26 protein-coding genes are annotated in these 22252 nt (G+C 57.8%); 14 read left to right on the top strand and 12 right to left on the bottom strand.

The window, feature by feature from the left end; translation table 11 throughout:
* Positions 1-68: 68 nt before the first annotated feature.
* A complete protein-coding gene (gene ychF / locus ACP8J1_RS04310; protein WP_023021872.1) occupies positions 69-1154 on the bottom strand; it encodes a redox-regulated ATPase YchF in 1086 nt (361 codons plus the stop codon).
* Between the two features lie 47 nt (positions 1155-1201).
* Between ychF and ACP8J1_RS04305 the strand changes: the two genes are divergently transcribed.
* The 3 genes from ACP8J1_RS04305 (at position 1202) to ACP8J1_RS04295 (ending at position 4644) form a co-directional block, all read left to right on the top strand.
* Positions 1202-2671: an AI-2E family transporter gene (locus ACP8J1_RS04305; RefSeq protein WP_023021873.1), complete on the top strand. Its 1470-nt coding sequence runs from the start codon at positions 1202-1204 to the stop codon at positions 2669-2671.
* Positions 2672-2707: 36 nt separating this feature from the next.
* Positions 2708-3778, top strand: a complete 1071-nt coding sequence (locus tag ACP8J1_RS04300) for a DNA recombination protein RmuC (protein WP_034656472.1) — start codon at positions 2708-2710, stop codon at positions 3776-3778.
* Positions 3779-3840: 62 nt separating this feature from the next.
* Positions 3841-4644, top strand: coding sequence for a Yip1 family protein (locus tag ACP8J1_RS04295; RefSeq protein WP_051138352.1), 804 nt, complete (start codon positions 3841-3843; stop codon positions 4642-4644).
* A gap of 59 nt (positions 4645-4703) precedes the next feature.
* Here the strand turns inward: ACP8J1_RS04295 and ACP8J1_RS04290 are convergent, their stop codons facing one another.
* The gene (locus ACP8J1_RS04290) at positions 4704-5654 is read right to left on the bottom strand and encodes a 4-hydroxy-3-methylbut-2-enyl diphosphate reductase (protein ID WP_023021876.1); all 951 of its coding nucleotides are present in this window, start codon (positions 5652-5654) and stop codon (positions 4704-4706) included.
* Positions 5655-5795: 141 nt separating this feature from the next.
* Between ACP8J1_RS04290 and xseA the strand changes: the two genes are divergently transcribed.
* The 3 genes from xseA to ACP8J1_RS04275 are packed head-to-tail and all read left to right on the top strand — an operon-like array spanning position 5796 to position 7696.
* The gene (gene xseA / locus ACP8J1_RS04285) at positions 5796-7037 is read left to right on the top strand and encodes an exodeoxyribonuclease VII large subunit (RefSeq protein ID WP_023021877.1); all 1242 of its coding nucleotides are present in this window, start codon (positions 5796-5798) and stop codon (positions 7035-7037) included.
* A gap of 21 nt (positions 7038-7058) precedes the next feature.
* Positions 7059-7328 (top strand): exodeoxyribonuclease VII small subunit, encoded by a 270-nt coding sequence (locus ACP8J1_RS04280; protein WP_023021878.1) that lies wholly within the window; start codon positions 7059-7061, stop codon positions 7326-7328.
* On the top strand, positions 7328-7696 hold the full coding sequence (locus tag ACP8J1_RS04275) for a hypothetical protein (protein ID WP_023021879.1): 369 nt from the start codon (positions 7328-7330) through the stop codon (positions 7694-7696). The genes ACP8J1_RS04280 and ACP8J1_RS04275 overlap by 1 nt, the downstream gene beginning before the upstream one ends.
* Here ACP8J1_RS04275 and ACP8J1_RS04270 read toward each other — a convergent pair.
* Entirely contained in the window at positions 7680-8249 is a 570-nt protein-coding gene (locus tag ACP8J1_RS04270; protein ID WP_034656435.1) for a DUF4245 domain-containing protein, read from the bottom strand. The two genes, ACP8J1_RS04275 and ACP8J1_RS04270, sit on opposite strands and share 17 nt — an antisense overlap.
* A gap of 188 nt (positions 8250-8437) precedes the next feature.
* Between ACP8J1_RS04270 and glpX the strand changes: the two genes are divergently transcribed.
* The 6 genes from glpX (at position 8438) to ACP8J1_RS04240 (ending at position 13909) form a co-directional block, all read left to right on the top strand.
* Positions 8438-9451, top strand: coding sequence for a class II fructose-bisphosphatase (glpX, locus tag ACP8J1_RS04265; protein ID WP_023021881.1), 1014 nt, complete (start codon positions 8438-8440; stop codon positions 9449-9451).
* 85 nt (positions 9452-9536) lie between these two features.
* Positions 9537-10937 (top strand): class II fumarate hydratase, encoded by a 1401-nt coding sequence (locus tag ACP8J1_RS04260; protein ID WP_023021882.1) that lies wholly within the window; start codon positions 9537-9539, stop codon positions 10935-10937.
* Between the two features lie 174 nt (positions 10938-11111).
* Positions 11112-11735: a TetR/AcrR family transcriptional regulator gene (locus ACP8J1_RS04255; RefSeq protein ID WP_023021883.1), complete on the top strand. Its 624-nt coding sequence runs from the start codon at positions 11112-11114 to the stop codon at positions 11733-11735.
* Positions 11729-13297, top strand: coding sequence for an MDR family MFS transporter (locus tag ACP8J1_RS04250; RefSeq protein ID WP_023021884.1), 1569 nt, complete (start codon positions 11729-11731; stop codon positions 13295-13297). The genes ACP8J1_RS04255 and ACP8J1_RS04250 overlap by 7 nt, the downstream gene beginning before the upstream one ends.
* A complete protein-coding gene (locus ACP8J1_RS04245) occupies positions 13297-13590 on the top strand; it encodes a DUF2316 family protein (protein WP_023021885.1) in 294 nt (97 codons plus the stop codon). Before ACP8J1_RS04250 ends, ACP8J1_RS04245 begins: the two co-directional genes overlap by 1 nt.
* A 37-nt stretch (positions 13591-13627) precedes the next feature.
* Positions 13628-13909, top strand: coding sequence for a hypothetical protein (locus ACP8J1_RS04240; RefSeq protein ID WP_232218748.1), 282 nt, complete (start codon positions 13628-13630; stop codon positions 13907-13909).
* Here ACP8J1_RS04240 and ACP8J1_RS04235 read toward each other — a convergent pair.
* From ACP8J1_RS04235 to ACP8J1_RS04210, 6 genes are all read right to left on the bottom strand, one after another.
* On the bottom strand, positions 13906-14256 hold the full coding sequence (locus ACP8J1_RS04235) for a hypothetical protein (protein WP_023031180.1): 351 nt from the start codon (positions 14254-14256) through the stop codon (positions 13906-13908). The two genes, ACP8J1_RS04240 and ACP8J1_RS04235, sit on opposite strands and share 4 nt — an antisense overlap.
* Complete coding sequence (locus tag ACP8J1_RS04230; RefSeq protein ID WP_023021886.1) at positions 14237-14707, bottom strand: hypothetical protein; 471 nt, start codon at positions 14705-14707, stop codon at positions 14237-14239. The genes ACP8J1_RS04235 and ACP8J1_RS04230 overlap by 20 nt, the downstream gene beginning before the upstream one ends.
* Positions 14708-14778: 71 nt before the next feature.
* Complete coding sequence (locus ACP8J1_RS04225) at positions 14779-15357, bottom strand: GNAT family N-acetyltransferase (RefSeq protein ID WP_023021887.1); 579 nt, start codon at positions 15355-15357, stop codon at positions 14779-14781.
* Positions 15358-15426: 69 nt separating this feature from the next.
* Positions 15427-16791, bottom strand: coding sequence for an RNA 5'-3' helicase PhoH2 (gene phoH2, locus ACP8J1_RS04220; RefSeq protein WP_023021888.1), 1365 nt, complete (start codon positions 16789-16791; stop codon positions 15427-15429).
* Between the two features lie 183 nt (positions 16792-16974).
* Positions 16975-17601, bottom strand: coding sequence for an LGFP repeat-containing protein (locus ACP8J1_RS04215; RefSeq protein WP_023021889.1), 627 nt, complete (start codon positions 17599-17601; stop codon positions 16975-16977).
* A 144-nt stretch (positions 17602-17745) separates the two neighbouring features.
* The gene (locus ACP8J1_RS04210) at positions 17746-18420 is read right to left on the bottom strand and encodes a LysR family transcriptional regulator substrate-binding protein (RefSeq protein ID WP_023021890.1); all 675 of its coding nucleotides are present in this window, start codon (positions 18418-18420) and stop codon (positions 17746-17748) included.
* A 71-nt stretch (positions 18421-18491) separates the two neighbouring features.
* On the opposite strand from ACP8J1_RS04210, the gene ACP8J1_RS04205 reads away from it, so the two are divergent.
* Positions 18492-18821, top strand: a complete 330-nt coding sequence (locus ACP8J1_RS04205) for a DUF5997 family protein (RefSeq protein WP_023021891.1) — start codon at positions 18492-18494, stop codon at positions 18819-18821.
* On the opposite strand, the gene glyA is transcribed toward ACP8J1_RS04205, so the two are convergent.
* Complete coding sequence (gene glyA / locus ACP8J1_RS04200; RefSeq protein WP_023021892.1) at positions 18818-20101, bottom strand: serine hydroxymethyltransferase; 1284 nt, start codon at positions 20099-20101, stop codon at positions 18818-18820. The genes ACP8J1_RS04205 and glyA overlap by 4 nt on opposite strands.
* A 117-nt stretch (positions 20102-20218) precedes the next feature.
* Between glyA and coaA the strand changes: the two genes are divergently transcribed.
* The gene (coaA, locus tag ACP8J1_RS04195) at positions 20219-21145 is read left to right on the top strand and encodes a type I pantothenate kinase (RefSeq protein ID WP_023021893.1); all 927 of its coding nucleotides are present in this window, start codon (positions 20219-20221) and stop codon (positions 21143-21145) included.
* A gap of 3 nt (positions 21146-21148) precedes the next feature.
* Here coaA and ACP8J1_RS04190 read toward each other — a convergent pair whose 3' ends face one another.
* Both ACP8J1_RS04190 and ACP8J1_RS04185 read right to left on the bottom strand, forming a co-directional pair.
* Positions 21149-21925: an isoprenyl transferase gene (locus ACP8J1_RS04190; RefSeq protein ID WP_023021894.1), complete on the bottom strand. Its 777-nt coding sequence runs from the start codon at positions 21923-21925 to the stop codon at positions 21149-21151.
* A 12-nt stretch (positions 21926-21937) separates the two neighbouring features.
* Positions 21938-22249 carry a hypothetical protein gene (locus tag ACP8J1_RS04185; protein ID WP_023021895.1) on the bottom strand — a complete coding sequence of 104 codons (312 nt, stop codon included), beginning with the start codon at positions 22247-22249 and terminating at the stop codon, positions 21938-21940.
* Positions 22250-22252: the final 3 nt, after the last annotated feature.

Raw genomic sequence — 22252 nt, 5'->3', positions numbered from 1 at the left:
TACAATTTCTCCGCCTGCGCGGGCAGTGCCTTCTCCGTTAGGAGGCCCATGACTTAGAAGACGCGGAATTAACCGCCGATCTTAAAGTCGCACACGTCGCCGTCTTGCATGATGTAGTCCTTGCCTTCTTGGCGGACCTTACCGTGCGCGCGAGCTTCGGCCATAGAGCCGGCGGCTACTAGGTCATCGTAGGAAACGATTTCGGCCTTGATGAACTTCTTTTCAAAGTCAGTGTGGATAACGCCGGCGGCTTGCGGGGCGGCAGAGCCCTGCTTGATGGTCCACGCGCGGGCTTCCTTCTCACCGGCGGTGAGATAAGTCTGCAGCCCCAGCGTGGCAAAACCCGCCTTGGCCAAAGTAGCCAACCCCGGCTCATCTTGGCCCACGGACTCAAGCAATTCGCGCGCTTCGTCTTCTTCCAGCTCAAGCAGCTCAGTTTCTGTCTGGGCGTCAAGGAACACGGATTCGGCCGGGGCGACGAGCTGGCGAAGCTCTTCCTTCTTTGCGTCGTCGGTAAGCACGGCCTCGTCCGAGTTAAAGACATAGAGGAAAGGCTTTGCCGTCATCAGGTGCAGATCGCGCACGAGCGAGAGGTCAATCTCGCCCTCCTTAGCTGCTGCGAAGAGGGTGCGGTCATCTTCTAGAATCTCCTGCGCCTTCTTGGTGGCTTCCACCTCAGCAGCCAGGTCCTTATTCTTGCGCGCATCTTTTTCAAGGCGCGGCAGAGCCTTTTCAATGGTTTGGAGGTCCGCGAGGATGAGCTCGGTATTAATAACGGAGATGTCATTGCGCGGGTCAACTTTGCCATCGACGTGGATGACATTGTCATCGGAAAAAGCGCGCACGACCTGGCAGATAGCATCTGCCTCACGGATATTGGCTAGGAAGGCGTTGCCCATGCCTTCACCCTGCGAAGCGCCAGAGACGATACCGGCAATATCCACGAAGGACACAGTGGCGGGCAGGATACGCTCCGAGTTAAACATTTCCGCCAGGTGGGTCAGGCGGGAGTCCGGCAGCTCCACCAGGCCCACGTTGGGCTCGATGGTGGCAAACGGGTAGTTCGCCGCCAGGATCTCGGAACGGGTCAGGGCATTAAACAATGTGGACTTGCCCACGTTGGGCAGGCCGACGATTCCTAGTGTAAGACTCACGGGGCCAATCCTAACTCACCCACCTTCTTTTAAGGCAAGATGGTGGGGTGAGTTCTGATAACCAACCGCTGCCCGAGGCTCCCAAGACGGGCCTGGGCGATAAGTTTGATGAAAGCTTCGATACCAGCAAGCTGGAGGATGTATCGCCACATCCGCCGGGCGATCAGGTAGATCGCTCTGTCATTGCCGGCGAGGTAGTTAAGTCTGCGTCCCTATGGGCGGTCCGCCTGCTCATCATCTGCGTTTTCCTCTACGCCCTCTACCGCTTGCTCGGCAATTTCTGGCAGGGCATCTTGCCAGTGCTTTTGGCCCTCATCATCTGCACCGTCCTAGCCCCAGTGGCTAAGAAGTTGCGCAGCATTGGCCTCCCCGCCGCGTTGGCGGCTGCCGTAACCATTTTGGTTTCTTTCACGGCAGTGGGTGGACTCATTTCCTTCGTTGCCCCGGACTTCATGCGCCAATCCCGCTCTTTGTACTTGCAGACGGTCTCCGGCATCCAAAGCCTGCAGCTCTGGGCACAGGGCCCACCCCTTAACCTCGATAGCGAGGATATGAGCAGCTACATCGATGAAGCGGCTTCCTGGCTGCAGCAGCGCGCTGGCGCCATCGCGGGTTCCGTCTTTACCGGTATCGGCACCGCTACCTCCATCTTGGTCACCCTCTTCATTGTGTTGGTGCTGACCTTCTTCTTCCTCAAGGACGGCGCCAAGTTCCTCCCCTGGCTGCGCGATGCCACCGGCAAACGCGCCGGCTGGCACCTTACTGAGCTACTCACCCGCGCATGGACCACGCTTGGAGGCTTTATTCGTGCGCAGGCAGTTGTCTCGCTTGTCGACGCCGTCTTTATCGGCATCGGCCTCGCCCTCATCGGCGTCCCCCTGGCCATGGCTTTGGCAATCATCACCTTCATCGCCGGCTTTATCCCCTTCGTCGGTGCAATTGTGGCCGGTGCCCTTTCCGTCACCATCGCACTGGTGTCCCTTGGTATTACCAAGGCCTTGCTCGTTCTTGGACTGGTCTTGCTGGTCCAACAGCTGGAGGGAAATGTCCTTTCCCCTTGGCTGCAGTCCAAGGCCATGGACCTGCACCCCGTCATCGTCTTGGTTTCTGTGACGGTAGGCTCTGCGCTATTTGGCCTGGTGGGAGGTTTCCTCGCGGTTCCGGCAGCCGCGATGTTCGCGGTGGCCTATCGCTACAGCCAAGATATGATGAAGCTCCAGTCGGGAGAAAAGACCGCCGCGGAGCTGGACTTTTCCACCGTAGCTGGCTACCTCATCGGCCGTTATACGGAGGAACAAGGGCGCTATAAGCGCGAGGCGTGGCTTAAAATGCCGGACTACGCAGCCCCAGAAGGCGCAGTGGCGGACGTAGCCGCGGACGGCAACTCCAATTCCCTCGACGCTGCCCTCAACGTGGAATCCACCCCGAAAGAGCATGAGAAGCCCGGCGTGCGCTCCAACCTGCGCCGTGCCCGCGATGCCTTCGAGGGCCTTTTGAACGGAGATTCGAAAAAATAGTGGGCTGTGTCGGCTGTACGTGCCATGCTGGGTTCCATGACTTCCACATTGCCCGTGCTGCTACTTTTTATCGGCCTCACCCTCGGCGCGGTAATGGGTTGGTTGGCCCATTCCTACTCCGCTGCTCGTTCGGCGCCAAGTGCCGAACACCGCGCGCTGCAAGAATCGCAGCGTCGCCAAGCTGAGCTCCAGCCGCTGGAAAAGGCCATGGACCGCTTGGGGTTTCAGCTCCAAGAAATTGAGGAAGACCGCACCGCGCTGCTCGCTTCCCTTTCTAGCCAGGTCCAGGCGGTAACCCGTACCTCCTCTCGTCTGACTGAACGCACTGACAAACTTGTTAGTGCCTTGCGCTCGCCCAATACCCGCGGTCGTTGGGGCGAGGTGCAATTGGAGCGGGTGGTTGAAATAGGCGGCATGACCAAACATGTGGACTTTGACTGCCAGGTTTCTGCTCCGCTGGGTGGTCGCATCGTTCGCCCAGACATGGTTATCAAGTTGGCTGGTGGCCGCCATATCATTGTCGATGCCAAGGTGCCTTTTACTTCTTACCTCGACGCGCTGGAGACCGATGACCCAGAAGAACACGCCGGCTTCTTGCGCCGCCACGCACACTTGATGCGTGGCCACGTCCAAGCACTATCGCACAAAGACTATATTGAAGCGTTTCAACCTACACCCGAATTCGTCATCCTGTTTGTCCCTGCAGATCCTTTCCTCGATGCTGCATTGTCAGTGGACCCAGAACTCATCGAGTATGCCTTTGAACGCAATGTAGTAATTGCCACCCCCAGCTCGCTTTTTGCCCTCCTGCGCACGGTGGCTATGGGGTGGCACCAAGAAGACATCTCAGCCAAGGCAAAGGAGGTTCAGCGCCTAGGGCGCGAACTGTACACGCGCCTGAATACACTTTCTGATCACTATGGCAGGGTGGGCCACAACTTGGAAAAGGCAGTCGAAGCCTACAATGCCACACTGTCCTCGCTAGATTCCCGTGTCGGCGTCACCGCCCGCAAATTGCACGAGATGGATATCCCAGGCCGCACGGACCGCACGCCACGGGAGCCCATAGCCATCGATACGTGGCCGCGCGGGCATTCGCCACTATAAATCCGGCGACTTAGTGCGTGGAAATAGCCATGGGCAGGCACGAACCGGTAGGATCTTCCGACGTGTCACAAGCCAAGCAAAGAAAGTCTTCCGCCGCCCAAAGCTCTGGACTCCCCAGCATCACGCTGGGCACGGGCCTTGGGCTGCTCGCGGCAATTTTGCTCACCGGCGCGTTGATTTCCATCCTGATGGGTACCATCGGGTGGGCTTACCTCGCCTTCCTCGTCATCGGCTCGCTGCTGGTGGCGCTCATCGTAGAAGAACGCGGCCTCTTCCTCACGGTGGCTTCCATCCCCATCTTGTATGCCATCACGGTGGTACTGGCCGGATTCTTTATTACCAAGGCCAACTTGCCAGAGGGAGCATCACCGTTTTCCAAGACGGCTACCGTAACCGCAGCTTTCCCCCTTGTCCAAAGCTTTCTCTGGCTCCTCATCGCTTTAGTAGGCGCAGGAATCATCGGCTGGTTGCGATGGGTCCGCTACCGTAAGACGGCACGTCGCACCGCTAAAATGGAAACTTCCTCCCGCCGTTCCGATGCTGAGCAAGACCGCCGCAATCGCGCTGAGCGTTTATCGGTCGCTGACTTGATGGCGCGCGATAGGCTGGCAAAGGAACCTACTAAAACTCCAGCCACTCCGCAGCGCGCCCGCGCTTCTCACACGTTAAGGAAGTCCCGCCCCACGCCCAAAGATCGCCTGCGTGGGCGCGACCGAGAGGAACGCCGCCGCCTCCAGCAAGAGGAACGCGCAAATCCAATGCGCCCGGATCCAACCCGGCGCGCCGGCGATTCGGTACCGGCGTCTAAGGAGCACAAGCAAGCGCCCAAGCAAGGTTGGGACGATAACCTCTATGACGAGGACTAAAACAAAAGAAAGGCCCGGAAACGGGCCTTTTTTTAGATGTAGTTTAAGCGCGCGCCTGTTTAAGTGCGTGCTGGGCGCAGGTCGCGCGGCAGGGCGAAGGTAATCGTCTCCGTAGAGGTAGTTACCTGTTCTACGTCGCTATAGCCACGCGCATCGAGAAATTCCAATACCTCGCGTACCAGCAATTCTGGTACAGATGCACCACAGGTGACTCCGACGGTGCGCACGCCTTCCAGCCAGGCATCGTCGATCTCCTTGGCAAAATCTACGAGGTGGGAAGCCTTAGCACCAGCCTCGAGCGCGACTTCGACCAGGCGCACCGAGTTAGAGGAGTTTTTAGACCCCACCACAATCATCAGGTCGCACTTGGGGGCAATGGCTTTGACGGATTCTTGGCGGTTTTGGGTGGCGTAGCAAATATCGTCTGAAGGCGGATTTTCCAGATGCGGGAAACGCTCGCGCAGTTTATTGACGATGGTGATCGTCTCATCCACCGAGAGCGTGGTTTGGGACAGCCAAATAAGCTTCTCGTCCTGCAGGAAATCCGGCAGCTTAGCAACGCCCTCGACGCCATCCACAAGGTGGGTAACCTCCGGTGCTTCGCCGGCGGTTCCTTCCACTTCCTCATGTCCTTCGTGGCCAACCAAGAGGATGTGATAGCCATCGCGCTGGAAGCGCTGGGCTTCCTTATGCACCTTGGTTACCAATGGGCACGTGGCGTCCAACGTTAGTTGCTTGCGCTGCGTTGCCTCTGCCCGAACGGCCGGGGAAATACCATGGGCGGAAAAGACTAGGTGGGCACCTTCTGGGGCTTCAGAGGCCTCGTCAACAAAGATGACGCCGCGTTCTGCCAAAGACTCTACGACGTAGCGGTTGTGCACGATTTGCTTGCGTACATAAATGGGCGCGCCGTACTTTTCCAGCGCCTTTTCTACGGTTTCAACCGCGCGATCTACGCCTGCGCAGTATCCGCGCGGCGCCGCGAGGAGAACATTTTTACCTTCAGTCATGGCTCCCAGAGTATCGAAACAGCACCCAAAACAATAGTGGGGCCCACCGCCACCATTCCGGCTACCCCGAGCGGGGCAATCATCTGCGCTGGCCCCTAAACTAGGCGGAAGAATACGGCAGACTGAAGAAAGGGAGGCTGTGTGAATCAACCGGCAAATACTCCGGATACTCCCTGGCCCGTTGGTAAAGTCAACGACCAAGTCAAGGGCTGGATCGAGCGCCTGGGCTACCTGTGGGTAGAGGGTCAATTAACCCAAATTAATTTCAAACCCACCTGGAAGCTGTCCTATCTCACGCTGCGTGATGTACAGCAGGAAAAGTCCGTGCAGCTGACCTGCCCATCATCAATGTTGCAGTCATTGTCAGCACCGCTAAAAGACGGCGACCGCGTCATTGTCCATGGCAAGCCGGCTTTTTATGCCGGCCGCGGTTCTTTTTCACTGTGGACCACGGAGATTCGTCATGTGGGCATAGGTGATCTACTCGCGCGCATTGAGAAATTGCGCCAGCAGCTTTCGGCAGAGGGACTTTTTGATCCTGCTCGCAAGCGGCCACTGCCTTACCTACCGCACAAAATCGGGCTGATTACCGGCCGCGGTTCGGCCGCGGAGCGAGATGTGATGGCGGTAGCTCATGATCGCTGGCCAGCGGTACAATTCCGAGTTCTCAATACCGCGGTTCAAGGTGCGAATACCGTTCCAGAGGTTATCGATGCCCTCCAGCAGCTAGATGCGGATCCAGAGGTAGACGTCATCATCATCGCCCGCGGTGGTGGCTCTGTAGAAGACCTGCTTCCCTTCTCAGAAGAAGCGCTGCAACGCGCGGTCGCGGCTGCTGGCACTCCGGTGGTCTCCGCCATCGGCCATGAGCCGGATAGCCCGGTGCTCGATAACGTCGCGGATCTGCGCGCTGCCACGCCTACCGACGCCGCAAAGCGCGTCGTCCCCTCCGTGGCCGAGGAGCGTGCCGTTATCGCAGAGGCACGCTCCCGGATGGCTGCCGCCTTGCGCGGCTGGGTGGAAAGGGAGCGACGCGGCCTGGACAATATTCGTTCCCGGCCCGTCATGGCAGACCCCATGACCCCCATTCGTACGCGCCGCGAGGAAATAGAGCGGACTCGTGCCACCATGCGCCGGGAAATTGAGGTCATGGTAGAACGCGAGACCCGCCACGTGGAGTCGCTGCGTGCTCGCGTTTCAGCTTTGGGACCTTCAGCTACTCTCGCCCGCGGGTATTCCATCGTCCAAGTGGTACCCAAAGATGGCTCCGGCCCCGAAGTTGTCACCTCTTATGAGCAATCCCCTCCCGGCGCGCAACTGCGCATCCGCGTGGGCGATGGGTCTATTACCGCTGTTTCTATGGCCTCCCAGGCCGCCGATTAATCACCGAACAAGGAGAAAACAATGTCAGAGGACACCATTGGCACCGGTCAACCAGGCCAGGATGCTTTTACCCCAGTAGAAAAATTGAGTTATGAGCAAGCCCGAGACGAGCTCATTGAAACCGTAAAGATCTTAGAGCTCGGGCAGATGGGCTTGGATGAGTCATTGAAGTATTGGGAGCGCGGCGAGGCCCTTGCCCGAACGTGCGAGGCACATCTCGACGGCGCAGCAAAGCGCGTTGAAGCAGCGCTCGAGAGGGCCGAAAAAGCAGACGCAGAAGGAGACGAGTAGTGCAGATTTATGGGTATCCAGGTGAGCGGGTGGATTTTGTGTCGAGGTCTGCGGCCGCCGGTTCCATCATGGCGGGAGACTCCCGGGAATTCGTAGAGGAATTCTTTGGCCCAGCACATACCCGCGATGATGACGAGGTGAGCTATTTCTCCCAATCCGTGGTGCTGCGCTTTACAGGCGATAAGGTACGCGAAATCGCTATTTATCCGCAGCGTTCCCAGCGTGAGCGCATCGATGTTTTTGTAGGAAAGACGCGCCTTAGCGGCTTAGATGAGGAATCCCTCGCAGAGGTCATTGCCCAGGCCGGCGACGGTCTTAGCGCCACCGCTGCGGCAGAAGGATTGGGCGAGGTTATTTTTCGGCTATAGGTGCGGCGTCGATAAACGCAGCGGTAGCAGCCTCAAAATCGCTATCGTCTGCGGCACCGGAGATAATGAGGCGGGCGTCGCCCAAATCTGTCACCCACAGGCGGCGCACGGAGTCGTCATCACTTTCTAGTACCCGCACTTGGTGCCCTTTGACCTCACGGGCAGATTCGATGCCGCGGTAGTTGGCGTCGTATTCCTTACCCGCATCATCGGCCGCCACCTGTGTCTGAGTAGACTCCACAAACCCTTGGTCAGCGGTCACCCAGCTGACCACGGTGGCGTTTTCTCCTCCCATATCAACGCGGCGGGCAGCATTAGCCTCCCAGCCCTCTGGCATATCAGGATTGCGAATAGCGCCAATTCCTGCGCGAGCTTGGGTTTCAAGGAAGGTTTGTTCATCCACTTCCTGCACCGCTCCCTGTTGAGTTTCGGAATTGATCGAGCATAGGCCGGTCGCTCCTACGGCCAGCAGCATCATGATCACCACGACGGCGAGGGACAGGGAGATATCCTTCGCGCCTTCAAAAATCTTTGGTCTTTCTTCTGCAGCCACGCGCCTTAGTATCGCACGGTGTGCTTCCAAAAAGCCACACGGCCCATTCTCCCCCGAAAGTTTGATGAATCCCCCACAAATGGGGCGCAAAATCAGACCCATTAGAGCAAAAAAGTGCGAGAATGGAAAGGTAGAGCATCAAGGGGAACACCCCTCGATGAGAAAACTATGGAAGGCAACCACTACACATGTCCGAAAATACGTCTTATCTTCCTGACCGCAACCTGGCGATGGAACTGGTCCGTGTCACTGAGGCAGCAGCGCTCGCATCCGGCCGTTGGGTAGGCCGCGGCCAGAAGAATGAGGGCGATGGCGCGGCGGTCGACGCCATGCGTAAGCTCATCAACTCCGTTGCAATGAACGGCGTCGTTGTCATTGGTGAGGGCGAAAAAGATGAGGCCCCTATGCTATTTAACGGCGAAGAGGTAGGCACCGGCGAGGGCGCCGCCATGGATATCGCCGTGGACCCCGTTGACGGAACTCGTTTGATGGCAGAAGGCCGCCCCAACGCTATCTCCGTCATCGCGGCCGCAGAGCGCGGAACCATGTATGACCCTTCCGCAGTCTTCTACATGGAAAAGATTGCTGTTGGCCCAGAAGCAGTCGGCGCTATCGACATCAACGAGTCAGTGGAGTGGAACATCAACTCCGTGGCCAAGGCGAAGAATATCCGCCCGGAAGATCTGACCGTCGTGGTCCTTGACCGCCCGCGCCACGAGCAGCTCATCTCTGAAATTCGCGCCGCCGGCGCAAAGGTGCGCCTCATTATGGATGGCGACGTTGCAGGCGCCATCGCCACCTGCCAGGATTCCAATTCCATCGACATGATGATGGGCATCGGCGGCACCCCAGAAGGCATCATCACCGCCTGCGCTATGCGCTGCATGGGCGGCGAAATCCAGGGCAAGCTGTGGCCAAAGGATGAAGAGGAAGCAGAAAAGGCCCGCGCAGCAGGCCACGATTTGGACCGCGTCCTTAAGACCACTGACTTGGTCTCCTCCGAAAACTGCTACTTCGCTGCCACCGGCGTGACCAATGGTGACATGCTGCGCGGTGTTTCCTACCGCAATTCCGGCGCTACTACCCGCTCACTGGTTATGCGTTCCAAGTCCGGCACCATCCGCTACATCGACTCCATCCATAAGCTATCCAAGCTGCAGGAATATTCCGTAGTGGATTACACCACCCCGACCAAAAACTAGGGGGCACCCCCGAAGGCGGCCCTCCTGGTAGATCTCCGCCATACTGGAAAGCACACACTACCCAATTAACTGAGGTGATCTTCACATGACTGAATACCGCATCGAACATGACACCATGGGCGAAGTAAAGGTTCCTGCAGATGCCCTGTGGCGCGCACAGACCCAGCGCGCAGTGGACAACTTCCCTATCTCCGGCCGTGGCCTCGAAAATGCGCAGATTCGCGCACTTGGCCTCCTTAAGGCAGCTTGTGCTCAGGTAAATAAGGATTCCGGCAAGTTGGACGCGGACAAGGCCGATGCCATTATCGCCGCCGCTACTGAAATCGCCGAGGGCAAGCACAATGATGCTTTCCCTATCGACGTTTTCCAGACTGGTTCGGGCACCTCGTCCAATATGAATACCAATGAGGTTATCGCCTCCTTGGCACACCAGAATGGCGTGGAGATTCACCCGAATGACCACGTGAATATGGGCCAGTCCTCTAATGACACTTTCCCCACCGCCACCCACGTTGCCGCTACTGAGGCCGCCGTTAATGACCTCATTCCGGGCTTGAAGGTTCTGCACGAGTCCCTGAGCAAGAAGGCCAAGGAATTCGCCGACGTGGTCAAGGCGGGCCGTACCCACTTGATGGACGCCACCCCGGTTACCCTCGGTCAAGAATTCGGTGGCTACGCACGCCAGATCGAGCTGGCCATCGAGCGCATCGAGGCCACCCTGCCACGCTTGGGCGAGCTGGCCATCGGCGGTACCGCCACCGGCACCGGCCTGAATACCTCTGCGGCCTTTGGCGCTAAGGTCACCGAAGAGCTCAAGAAGCTCACCGGTGTTGCGGAACTAAAGGAAGCAGAGAACCACTTTGAGGCACAGGCCGCCCGCGATGGCTTGGTAGAGTTCTCCGGCGCCATGCGCGCGGTTGCTGTGTCCCTTAATAAGATTGCTAATGACCTCCGCATGATGGGCTCTGGCCCACTGACCGGACTGGCAGAGATTCACCTGAAGGACCTGCAGCCAGGTTCTTCCATCATGCCGGGTAAGGTCAACCCGGTCATTCCGGAGGCCGTCACCATGGTATCCGGCCAGGTGGTGGGCAATGACGCCGCAGTTGCCTTCGGCGGCGCCCAGGGCCACTTCGAGCTAAACGTTTTCATCCCGATGATGGCGCGCAACGTGCTCGAGTCCGCTCGCCTGCTATCCAATGCCTCCCGCGTCTTCGCCGATAAGTGCATCGATCACATCGAGGCCAACGAGGAGCGCATGAAGCACTTTGCGGAGTCTTCCACTTCCATCGTGACCCCGCTCAACTCTGCTATTGGTTACGAGAACGCGGCCAAGGCCGCCAAGCATGCCTTGCATGAGAAGATCACTGTTCGCCAGGCCGTCATTGATTTGGGCTTTGTCGATGGCGAAAACCTCACCGAGGAAGAGCTGGATAAGCGCCTCGATGTGCTGAGCATGACTAACCGCGACCGCGATAACTTCTAAGTATCCGCCGCACCGCTACCCCGCCCGGGCAGGACCCGGGCGGGGTTTCGCATGCCTGGGGTAAGGGGGACGTCGGCAAGAGCAATGGCACATCTCACATAAAGAAGGATGCACCTCTAAAATCACCCTTTTTGCACTTGGTGCAAGTTTGCACCGAGTGTAACGTTGCATGACGTGCAAGAAGAACTATCACTACGCGAGCAGAAACGTCTCGAGACGCGCCTGCGCATAGAGGATGCCGCCACAAAACTGGTGGATGAACAGTCCTTTAGCGCAGTCACCATTGAGCGGATCTGCGAAGTAGCCGGTATTTCTCGGCGCACCTTCTTCAATTACTTCGATTCCAAGGAATCCGCCGTTTTGGGCGCTCCAAGCACCGAGTTTACGGAAGAGATGCGGGAACTCTTCCTTAATGAGCCAACGACCAGCATGGTAGACCTCGTCCTCCAGTTGGTCAGACGGCATATGGAAGGCCACCACATCAACCCGACTATCCGGGATCGCCGCAAACGCATCTCCAATGATCCAGATGCAGCTGCGGCGGCAATAAGCCGGAAGCGAGCAAAATCCATTGAGCTCATCGATCTCATTGAAGAGCGCCTTAACAAAGAGCCGGAGCTTCGCGTCCTTGACAGCTGCTCTTCTAGCACCGAGGCGATGCTCATCGCCGGCCTCGTCCGTGAGGCACTGTGGTTGGCGATGGCATCCCCGGATGCAGATTGCAGCCTAGACCTCGGCGCGCGTCTCGATACTTCCCTCACGCTAATAACAGACTTTATGAAAGGAATGCGATGGTAGATACGGCTGCTAAGGCCCCCTCACAGGGCCAGTCCCGCGCCGATAACCTCGGGCTTATTTTCTCGGCCCTAATGCTCACCATGCTGATGAGCTCCTTGGGCCAAATGATCTTCTCTTCTGCTCTTCCAACCATCGTTGGTGAGCTCGGCGGCGTCGACCACATGAGTTGGGTCATCTCCGCCTTCCTTGTCACCATGACCATCGCCATGCCTATCTCCGGCAAGCTGGGTGACATGTTGGGCCGCAAGTGGCTCTACATTGGGGGTATCGCCACCTTCGTCGTGGGATCCACCCTCGGTGGCTTTGCCAACTCCATGTCGCTGCTGATTATCGCCCGCGCCGTGCAAGGCTTTGGCGCTGGATTCATGATGATCTCTTCGCAATCCATCATCGCCGAGGTCACCTCCTCCCGTGAGCGCGGCAAGTTCATGGGCATCATGGGCGGCGTCTTTGGCCTGTCTTCCGTCCTCGGCCCCGTCCTCGGCGGCTGGTTCACCGACGGTCCGGGGTGGCGCTGGGGCATGTGGATGAACATCCCGCTTGGCATCCTCGCCATCATCGTGTGCACCTTGGTGCTGCACCTGCGCGTCGGTGAAGCCGACATGAAGCGCTTCGACTGGCTCGGCGCAACCTTCATCGCCATCACCACCGCGTCCCTTATCCTCATGACCACCTGGGGCGGCACCGAGTACGAGTGGGGCTCGTCCATGATCCTCACCTTAGGTGCCATCACCATCATTGGCGCCATCATCACCATCCTGGTGGAGCTGCGCGCCAAGGAACCGCTCATTCCAGTTCGCCTGTTCAAGAACCGCAACATGGCCCTTACTACTCTGTCCGGCGTGGTGCTGGGCCTGGCAATGTTCGGTGTTCTGGGCTACATGCCTACTTACTTGCAGATGGTGCACACCCTGACCCCAACCAAGGCGGGTCTGATGATGATCCCGATGATGGTGGGCCTTATCGGCACCTCCACTGGCGTGGGCTTCATCATTGCCCGCACCGGCCACTACAAGGTCTACCCCATCATCGGCCTAGCCATTACCGCTGGTGCATTGTTCTGGATGTCTCACCTGACCGTAGAGACTTCCCTGAAGCAGCTGGGCTGCGAGTTCTTGGTCTTCGGCATCGGCCTGGGCATGGTTATCCAGGTCCTCGTGCTCATCGTCCAGAACTCCTTCCCACTGTCCCAGGTGGGTACCGCTACCGCGGCGAATAACTTCTTCCGCCAAATCGGTTCCGCACTGGGTGCTTCCCTGGTTGGCTCCATGTTCATCCACAATATGAAGGATGAGATGGCCACCCGCATGCCAGAAGCCTTCCAAAAGATGGGCCCTGAGGGCGCCGCCTATGCAGAAAAGTTTGGCAATGCCGACGGCGGTGCCAATAGCCTCACCCCAGATTTGGTCGCGTCCTTCCCCAAGCCAATCGAGGAAGCAATCCTCAATTCCTATAATGACGGCCTGACCCCGGTTATCGCTCTGATGGTTCCGTTGGTCATCGTCGCGCTCCTTCTCCTCCTGCCTCTGCGCGAGGAGCGACTGAAGGAAACCATTGACTAATGTCGCTCACACCTGCAGAAACTGAGGCTACAAGCCAAGAGCTGCATGCCTTGCGCGATGCACTCCCACTTGCCGACGCCCCCATTGAATCCGCCCTCGGCTATGCTCCTGGCGGCCTGCAGGCGGCATTGGATGTTCATGCCAACCCCATCGAGGTATGGCGCACTAGGGACTATCTAGTTTCCTTAGCCCGCGCACACGGTATCCCGATCCCGCGCTTTAGCCGCTTGAGCGATAACATGCGCTCATCGGCGCAGCGCTGGTTCGGCCCCTGGGACGTTCCTACGATGTAGCGCCCCACACGCCCCGCTCTCGGCGGGGTATTTTTTATTGCCAGAAACCCATCTGCCGCAGAACTTGGGACCCAATTCCCAAAATGGCAACGATGGCGGCAATGATGCCGATAGCCGCGCCGGCGCTCGATCCTCCGCCACTGCCGCTACCGTCTGGTTCAGTGCTTCTCCAGCCGGGCGAGTTTCCCCGTTGCGCAGCAGGTATGGAGTAATACGCACCTCGGCCGTGCCTTCCTGCAAAGCCTCATATGTGCCGTCAGAATGCACCGCCAGAACCTCCGGATCGGACGAGGTTAGCGATGACCCCGGCACCCCCTAACCGGGCACCGTCCCATCCCGCAATGCTGAGACCAATGCTGCCGGAATCGCCCACATGGGTACCGCCGCTAAAACGTAGCCGCGCTTGCCCGTGCGGCTTCCGGTACCGCAATGGGAAATGCGTGCCGTCCTTCGAGGCGCTCTGGGGCGCCCGACACCGCGTGCTCGGAATAATTGGCCGGCCGTCGTGCTGCCAACCTGTGCCTGGGCAAAATAGTGGTTGGCTGGGTTAAGCAGGCTGTAAATATGCCCCGCACCGTCAGAATAGGAACCGTTAGAGCGAATGAGCTGATTCCACTCGCTGCCAGAACCGCCATCAGTAGACCAGTTAGCAATGGCGCGTTCCATCGGTGAAGTGGTGAGGTTTTCTGCGAAAAAAGGCGCCGGACTTTACCGTCCACGGCTCCTCCCCGTCTCCACGGCGATGATCAAAATCGTAGTTTTCCTCCGCAGCGCGCTGCATCGCGGAGTGTTCCAATCCCCTGCTCCAGGATATGCCGTTGATATATGCGGTGCGGTCCGGTGCGACGTCGCGAAGCCTAGCACCAGCAAACGGAAGATTGGCATCCCAGGACTTGGCGCGCAACTCATGCAACTGGCGGGTCACCGTCTCGATATGGGACTGTAGCTCAGGAGTGGCAAACACATAGGCCACACCACCATCAACCTGGGTGATGTCCAACTGGGCAACAGGCACCGAGCCTGCGGAGGGATAGGACACGGCTCCCGCTGTAGGAACAGAAAGCGCCCCTGCCGTCATAGCCGCAACGGTGGACAAAGCAAGGGCACGAGTACGCACAGACGTTTAAAAGCCTTAGAGAGATAGCGTACGAATACTCTCTTAACTTTATTCCTGTGCGCTGGGAAAAGCTAACGCTTCTTTTCCTCCGGCTTGGGCAAAAGCAGCTCGTACACATCGGTATCTCGCCACTGGCCCGCAAGCTCGCCGTAGGTCATCTTCGCCATGTGAGAGTAAGTGCCCACCTTCACGAATCCACGGGACTTATGCAGCCCCGCAGAACCGGCGTTTTCAGGGAAGATCCACGAGTGGATAGCCCACTTGTGCAGGTCCTTACATACCTCAATCAAGCGATCCAAAAGTGCGCCGCCGATGCCGCGGCCCTGCGCCTCGGAGCCCAAGTAAATAGAATCCTCCACTACTCCGTGGAAGACGGTGCGGGTAGATACCGGCGCCGCAGACACCCATCCCAAGACCTTCGAATCATCATCGGCTTCAACAGCCACATGCACCGAGGGCATGATTTTGCCGGCTTTGAATTCTTCAAAGGTCAGGGAACGGGTCTCGTAGGTGGCGTGCCCAGTATTGAGTCCCTGTTCATAGATCTCTCGCATCTGGGGATAGTCCGCCGCGGTAAAGGGGCGGATGCGGAAATCCTTCTTCTTTTCGTCCGAAGACGTCTGCTTGGCGTTCTCGCTCATATTCAACATTATTACTGGGCAATGCCCAGCTTCGCCACGCTGTACACATCACGATCGCCATACGCGAACATGTCTGGCCTAATCGCCACCTTCCAGCAGGTCGGTGACGAGCTCCGCAATGGCGGAACGCTCAGAGCGCTGGAGCGTAATATGCGCAAATAGCTCGTGCCCCTTGAGCTTTTCAATCACTGCCTGGACGCCATCGTGGCGGCCCACGCGCAGGTTGTCGCGCTGCGCTACGTCATGGGTGAGCACCACCCGCGAGCCCTTGCCTAGCCGAGAAAGCACGGTCAGCAAAACATTGCGCTCCAAGGACTGTGCCTCGTCCACAATAACGAAGGCATCATGCAGGGAGCGGCCGCGAATATGCGTCAAGGGCAAGACCTCAATCAGGCCGCGCTCATGTACTTCATCCATTACATTTTCAGACACCAAGCCTTCCAAAGTGTCATAGACTGCCTGCGCCCATGGGTTCATCTTGTCCGATTCGGTGCCCGGAAGGTAGCCCAACGACTGCCCACCTACCGCATACATCGGGCGGAAGACTACGATACGGCGGTGTTCGCCGCGCTCGAGTACAGCTTCCAATCCGGCGCACAGGGCGAGTGCCGATTTACCAGTGCCGGCGCGTCCGCCAATGGAGACGATTCCGATATTTGGATCCATCAGCAAGTCCAAAGCTATGCGCTGCTCCGCGGAGCGTCCTTGCAGGCCGAAGGCATTGCTATCGCCGCGCACGAGCTCCACCACACCTTCCGCGGTGATGCGCCCCAGCGCGGACTGCGCTCCCGCTACTAGGGTAAGTCCGCAATGGACTGGTAGCTCCTCCACGGCAGTGCCCTTTTCAGTGTGAATGCCGTCTAGCATGACTTCCCCATCACGGTAGAGGGCGTCGATGACATCCGAGCTGGTTTGCACGGTTGCCATTCCGGTATAGCCGGTCAGAACCACATCCTGGGCGTGGTACTCATCCGCCTGTACACCCACTGCGCCGGCTTTCACGCGCAGTGGCACGTCCTTGGTGACTAGCACGGTATCTTTACCTTCGTGTGCAAGGTTGAGGGCGCAGGCCAGGATACGGTGGTCCCCCTCTGGGCCACGGAAGGCAGGGGGCAACAAGGATTGGTCTTGATGGTTCAATTCCACGCGCAGGGTGCCGCCATCTACGTTCACGGGGACCGGCTGGTCTAGCGCCTCATAGGTAGCGCGCAGTTCCTCCAAAAAGCGAAGAGCTTGGCGGGCGAACCAGCCAAGCTCTGGGTGATGACGTTTTCCTTCCAGTTCAGAGATAACCACAACGGGAAGGACCACATCGTGCTCTGCGAATTTGCGCAGAGCCCAAGGGTCAGAAAGCAAGACCGAGGTATCCACTACATAAGTCTTGGTAGCGACGGTGTTATCGGTTGTGGCAAGCGGAGTAGAAAGTACAGAGGGACGAGTCATGGTGGCAGGGTTCTCCCTTGAAATGCGGTAGATCAAACTTCTTCCGTATAGCCCCAAATTCCGGGGTTGCCACCCAACGTAGGCACCGAAGGTTGAAATTACATGGGTGCAAGATGAACTTTAAGAAAACGAAAAATCCCTCCGCAGCAGATGCTGCGAAGGGATTACCTCAAAAAGAGCTTTTTACTTCTCTACGGAAGAGGTGAACTTGCCGCTCTCATCCTGGAGCCAGGAGATAACGCCATTGTCGAACTGCTGGGTCCAGCCCTTGCCCTCAGTAGCCTTCTCCTCGGCAGCCTTAGGCAGGCCTACCTCTGCGTCCAGACCGCCCTGCTCCTTCCAGGTTTCAGCGATCTTGCCGACGATTGGCTGAGCCTCATCGCCATCCTTAGCCATAGCCAGCAGGTTGCCGCCATCGAAGGTTGCCAAAGAACCCTTATCGGAGGACTCTACGCTCTGTACGTCGCCCCACTCAGCCTTCTTCTCCTCGATGGCAGACGCCAGAGCTGCCGGAACCTCCTGGTCGCCATTGGCGGTGGAGACGGTCTTGGTGTCGCCGTCCTTGGAATCAGCATCCTCAGACTCGGAACCATCAGCATCCTCAGACTCGGAGGATTCCGCGTCCTTATCCTTTTCGGAGGTAGCTTCATCAACGGCGGAGCCAGCAGCGTCGGAAGCATCAGCTGCTACGGAACCGGCGGTGTCCTTAGCGTCGTTAGCTGCATCCTCGGCATCGGAGCAAGCTACGAGAGCAACGGACAGGGTTGCGGCAGCAAAGCCACCTACGATACGACGAGTCATCTTCTGCATTTCTGCATCATCCTTTCATCAAGAAAGTAAGTTAATTCTAATTTTTATTAAATCGCCCTTCATGACGAACGAAGCCCACCATAATGACACCACCCAGCGGGCGCCACCCACACGGACAGGAAGCAGACAGCAAATACTAAAGTACTACCTCCGTTTGCGCTGCTTAAAAGCCTTCTTTTTATTTTGTAACGAATTGTTAACGTTTCTTCGCGCTTGCTTAGCCCTCGCCTTTTCCCTGGCGCTTCGCTTCGGTTTCTCCTGCCGTGAGGACCGTGCGGTGCGGCCCTTGGCGACGCCCACGAAGTCCTGAATTGCCTCTCCGTCATCCTCCTTGCGCCATACCAGCGCAATCTCCGTCACCGGCACGGACTCATCCTTTAGCCCGAGTGGCACCACCTGTTTCTTGCTGAGCACCTTGAGCAGGGGGCGCGGTGCAATCGCGATTCCCACATTGGCTGCCACCACTTGGAGGGCATCGCGGACCGCGGGGACATCAACGAGCCCGGAATCGGCGAGGCGGTAGTTGAGGTGTTCATCTGCGACGTCGGCAAGCGTGAGTTCCTCGCCTACTTCGGCATAGACCGAGTCCTTCGGAACCGCAATTCCTGGAGCCTCTTTATAAAGGCGCACCACATGAAAGGAGTCATCCACGCGGGCATCCGGCAGACGCGCGAGGGCCACATCCACCTCTCCACCTAGCAGCGGAGCTAGCGCATCGTCTGCATCAACGGTGTATAAACCACCATGAGCAGTATTTTCTTCGAATCGGCGGAACCACTTTCCAGGCTCCGTACCGGTGGCAAAAGCTAAGCGCAGCATAGAGGACAGTCTACTGAAAGTGCTACGGTAATTACGTGACTGAAGAACATAAGCAACCATCCGGCACCGCCATGCGTGCCCAGACCGCAGCGAAGAAGCTTGGCATCTACCTGCCCGCTGCGCCGGACGAGTTTCAAAATAGTGCCATTAGCCACGAAGAGCTGCGCGAATTGCAGCATAACCCGCCCGAGTGGCTGCAAACCTTGCGTCGCGAGGGTCCTCACCCCCGCCCGGAAGTCGCCCATAAGCTGGGCATCTCCGTTACCGCGCTCAAGAAAAACGATATGGATAAGCCGCTAACCACAGCGGAAATCAATCAGCTCCTCCAAGAGCAACCAGAATGGCTCCAGCAGGCCCGCGCCACCATGGCGCAGGCCCGTGGACATGAGGTAAAGGACTAGACCAGCTTCCAGTCCTCGAGGCCCTCATACAGCGGGTAGTGCTGGGCAATCTTGTCCACGCGTGCGCGGAGGGCCTCCACATCGGCGTTCTTGCCCTGTACCAAGGCGGTGCCGATGATATCTGCGACCTCGGTAAAGGCCTCAGCATCCAAACCGCGGGTTGCCAGCGCAGAGGTACCAATGCGCAGGCCAGACGTGACCATCGGCGGACGAGGGTCATTCGGGACGGCATTGCGGTTAACAGTGATGCCTACTTCATGCAGCAGATCCTCTGCCTGCTGGCCATCCAACTCGGAATTTCGCAGGTCAGCCAAGACCAAGTGCACGTCGGTGCCGCCGGTGAGCACGTCCACGCCAGCCGCCTTAGCATCCTCCGCGGTAAGGCGCTCCGCCAGAATGCGAGCACCCTCCAAGGTGCGCTCTTGGCGCTCCTTAAACTCCTCGGTCGCGGCAATCTTCATGGCAATGGCCTTCGCAGCGACTACGTGCATCAGCGGTCCGCCCTGCTGCCCTGGGAAGACGTTGGAATTGATCTTCTTGGCATACTCCTGCTTGGCCAAAATCATGCCGGAGCGTGGGCCACCCAGGGTTTTGTGCACGGTGGTGGACACGATATCAGCGTGCGGCACCGGGCTCGGGTGCAGGCCGGCGGCCACGAGGCCAGCGAAGTGAGCCATATCTACCCATAGGTAAGCGCCGACCTCATCAGCAATTTCACGGAAGGCCGCAAAATCCATGGTGCGCGGGTAAGCAGACCAGCCACCAATAATAACCTTTGGCTTCTCTTTCAGCGCTTGCTCCCGCAGCTTATCCATGTCCACGCGCATGGTCTCTGGGTCCACCTCGTAGGCGGCAACATCATAAAGCTTGCCGGAGAAGTTCAACTTCATGCCGTGAGTCAGGTGACCGCCGTGAGCGAGGGACAAGCCCAAAATCTTGTCTCCTGGCTCAGCAATGGTGGACAGCACCGCAGCGTTCGCCTGCGCACCGGAGTGTGGCTGAACATTGGCGAATTCCGCGCCAAAAAGCTCCTTCGCGCGGTTACGAGCCAGGTCCTCCACGACGTCGACATGCTCGCAGCCTCCGTAGTAGCGGCGGCCTGGGTAGCCTTCAGCGTACTTATTGGTGAGCACGGAGCCCTGCGCCTGGAGCACGGCGCGAGGCACAAAGTTCTCAGAAGCGATCATTTCCAGAGTTTCGCGCTGGCGGGAAATCTCTCCCTGGATAGCGCCGAATACGTCCGGGTCAAGGTCGCGGAGGTCAGAGGTAAAAGAAGCCATAAAGTGTGGTCCCCTTCTCAATATCAAGCGGTATGGGCTGCTGCATATCTTATCGTGCCCAGCACCCGAAGGGGGCATACTTTTACCCATGGATTAGGCAAGTGCGACAATAGAGCCATGGCGCGCACATTGGATTCGAGTCCCTACCTAGATTTTGACCGCGAGACCTGGCGTGGTTTGCGTAAATCCATGCCCCAGGTGCTCACGGAGACCGAGGTTGAAAAACTTCGCGGCCTAGGAGACCGCATTGACCTAGATGAGGTGGCTGATGTCTACCTCCCTCTCTCCCGCCTTATCCACATGCAGGTCACAGCGCGCCAGCAGCTCACCTCAGCTACTGAATCCTTCTTAGGAAATCCTCCAACGCACGTTCCGTTTGTCATCGGCGTGGCAGGTTCGGTGGCGGTAGGAAAATCCACCACTGCCCGTCTCCTACAGGTGCTGCTGCAGCGTTGGGATTCTCACCCCGAGGTCGCGCTCGTTACTACCGACGGCTTCCTCTTCCCCACCAAGACCTTAAAAGAACGCGGTCTCATGCAGCGCAAGGGATTTCCGGAATCCTATGACCGGCGCGCATTGCTCCGCTTTGTCACCGACGTAAAATCAGGAAAGCCACTGGTCAAGGCTCCACTGTATTCGCATATCAGCTATGACATCGTGGACGGAAAATACCAGGAAGTCCATCAACCTGACATCCTGATCCTAGAGGGTCTCAATGTGTTGCAAACAAGCCCTACGCTCACCGTGGCGGATCTCTTTGACTTTTCAGTCTACGTTGATGCCCGCACCGATGATATCGAGCAGTGGTATATTAATCGCTTCCTCACCCTGCGCCACACCGCTTTCCGCGAACCTAATGCCCACTTCTCTGCCTTTGCAGATATGGACGATGAGGAAGCGCGCGCCCAAGCCCGTGAAATTTGGCAGTCCATCAACCTGCCCAACCTCGTAGAAAATATCCTGCCCACCCGCATACGAGCCTCCCTCGTACTCAAAAAGGGCTCGCATCACTTGGTGGAACAAGTGCGGATGCGCAAGCTCTAGCGCTTATTTACCAAAGCGGCGCGAACGTTGGGAATAGTCCCGCAGGGCACGGAGAAAATCCACCTTGCGGAATGCCGGCCAGTAGGTATCTGTAAACCAGATCTCCGAGTACGCGGCCTGCCATAGGAGAAAGCCCGAAAGTCGTTGTTCACCAGAGGTACGGATAACCAGGTCTGGGTCCGGAAGCCCCTTAGTGTACAGGTGCTCGCCAATGGAATCCGCGGTAACGCGATCCGCCATCTCCGCAGCAGAGGTTCCCTTCTCGGCTTCCGCGCGCACCAAGTTCTGCACTGCGTCTACGATTTCTTGGCGTCCGCCATATCCCACTGCCACATTGACGATGACTCCGGTATTGTCCTTAGTTTCCGCTGCCGCCGCCACCATGCGCTGGCGAATATCATCCGGGAGCAGATCAAGGTGGCCGACAAGGCGGACTTGGCAACCGACATCGCTGTGGGATAGGTGCGTAACCACATCCGAGATGATGTCAAAGAGCAGCTCTACTTCTTGTTCGCTGCGCTTTAGATTCTCCGTGGACAGCAAATAGATGGTGACTACTTCGATATCGGTATCGCTGCACCATGAGATCATCTCTCCAATTTTCTTCGCGCCTTGGCGGTGACCGTGGCTGATATCGGTAAAACCAGCCTCGCGCGCCCACCGGCGATTGCCATCGGCCATGATGGCAATGTGTTTGGGCTGCGGCTTGCCTTTAATAAGGCGCGCCAGACGGGCTTCATAAACCGGGTAAGCCAGCTGTTTGAGAGAACTCACGCTCATTAGTCTATCCGCCTAGAAAATGGACTTTTTGCGGTTATCGTAAATGCCAGCTTCTTTCATCGCCTCATCCACGGCTTCCTCATCAAATGGATCGATACCGTGGTCTTCCGCAAACATCATGCGGCGGCGGAAGCGTGAGTAACGGCGGTGAAAATTCCATCCCGCGATTAACACTGCAACTCCCATTAGGGCCAAGATCAGCAAGCCGATGGGCGAAGCTTTGCCAAATTCAGGACCCATTGGACCGCCTTCGGCGCCCTGGGTGCCTTGAGCAAGTACAAATGCATCATTTGCGGCTAGAACGAAAGAGCCATACACGCTCATGTC

It is taken from the genome of Corynebacterium sp. LaCa_205 (assembly GCF_057458085.1).
This window is presented reverse-complemented; position numbering and strand designations above follow the sequence as displayed.

Coding starts and splice junctions, on each gene's coding strand:
- glpX (WP_023021881.1), top strand. CDS start 8,438: ATGTCCGAAAATACGTCTTATCTTCCTGACCGCAACCTGGCGATGGAA.
- ACP8J1_RS04260 (WP_023021882.1), top strand. CDS start 9,537: ATGACTGAATACCGCATCGAACATGACACCATGGGCGAAGTAAAGGTT.
- ACP8J1_RS04225 (WP_023021887.1), bottom strand. CDS start 15,357: ATGTTGAATATGAGCGAGAACGCCAAGCAGACGTCTTCGGACGAAAAG.
- ACP8J1_RS04250 (WP_023021884.1), top strand. CDS start 11,729: ATGGTAGATACGGCTGCTAAGGCCCCCTCACAGGGCCAGTCCCGCGCC.
- ACP8J1_RS04235 (WP_023031180.1), bottom strand. CDS start 14,256: ATGGAACGCGCCATTGCTAACTGGTCTACTGATGGCGGTTCTGGCAGC.
- coaA (WP_023021893.1), top strand. CDS start 20,219: ATGGCGCGCACATTGGATTCGAGTCCCTACCTAGATTTTGACCGCGAG.
- ACP8J1_RS04215 (WP_023021889.1), bottom strand. CDS start 17,601: ATGCAGAAGATGACTCGTCGTATCGTAGGTGGCTTTGCTGCCGCAACC.
- ACP8J1_RS04245 (WP_023021885.1), top strand. CDS start 13,297: ATGTCGCTCACACCTGCAGAAACTGAGGCTACAAGCCAAGAGCTGCAT.
- ACP8J1_RS04300 (WP_034656472.1), top strand. CDS start 2,708: ATGACTTCCACATTGCCCGTGCTGCTACTTTTTATCGGCCTCACCCTC.
- phoH2 (WP_023021888.1), bottom strand. CDS start 16,791: ATGACTCGTCCCTCTGTACTTTCTACTCCGCTTGCCACAACCGATAAC.
- ACP8J1_RS04185 (WP_023021895.1), bottom strand. CDS start 22,249: ATGAGCGTGTATGGCTCTTTCGTTCTAGCCGCAAATGATGCATTTGTA.
- ACP8J1_RS04205 (WP_023021891.1), top strand. CDS start 18,492: ATGCGTGCCCAGACCGCAGCGAAGAAGCTTGGCATCTACCTGCCCGCT.
- ACP8J1_RS04210 (WP_023021890.1), bottom strand. CDS start 18,420: ATGCTGCGCTTAGCTTTTGCCACCGGTACGGAGCCTGGAAAGTGGTTC.
- ACP8J1_RS04280 (WP_023021878.1), top strand. CDS start 7,059: ATGTCAGAGGACACCATTGGCACCGGTCAACCAGGCCAGGATGCTTTT.
- glyA (WP_023021892.1), bottom strand. CDS start 20,101: ATGGCTTCTTTTACCTCTGACCTCCGCGACCTTGACCCGGACGTATTC.
- ACP8J1_RS04190 (WP_023021894.1), bottom strand. CDS start 21,925: ATGAGCGTGAGTTCTCTCAAACAGCTGGCTTACCCGGTTTATGAAGCC.
- ACP8J1_RS04290 (WP_023021876.1), bottom strand. CDS start 5,654: ATGACTGAAGGTAAAAATGTTCTCCTCGCGGCGCCGCGCGGATACTGC.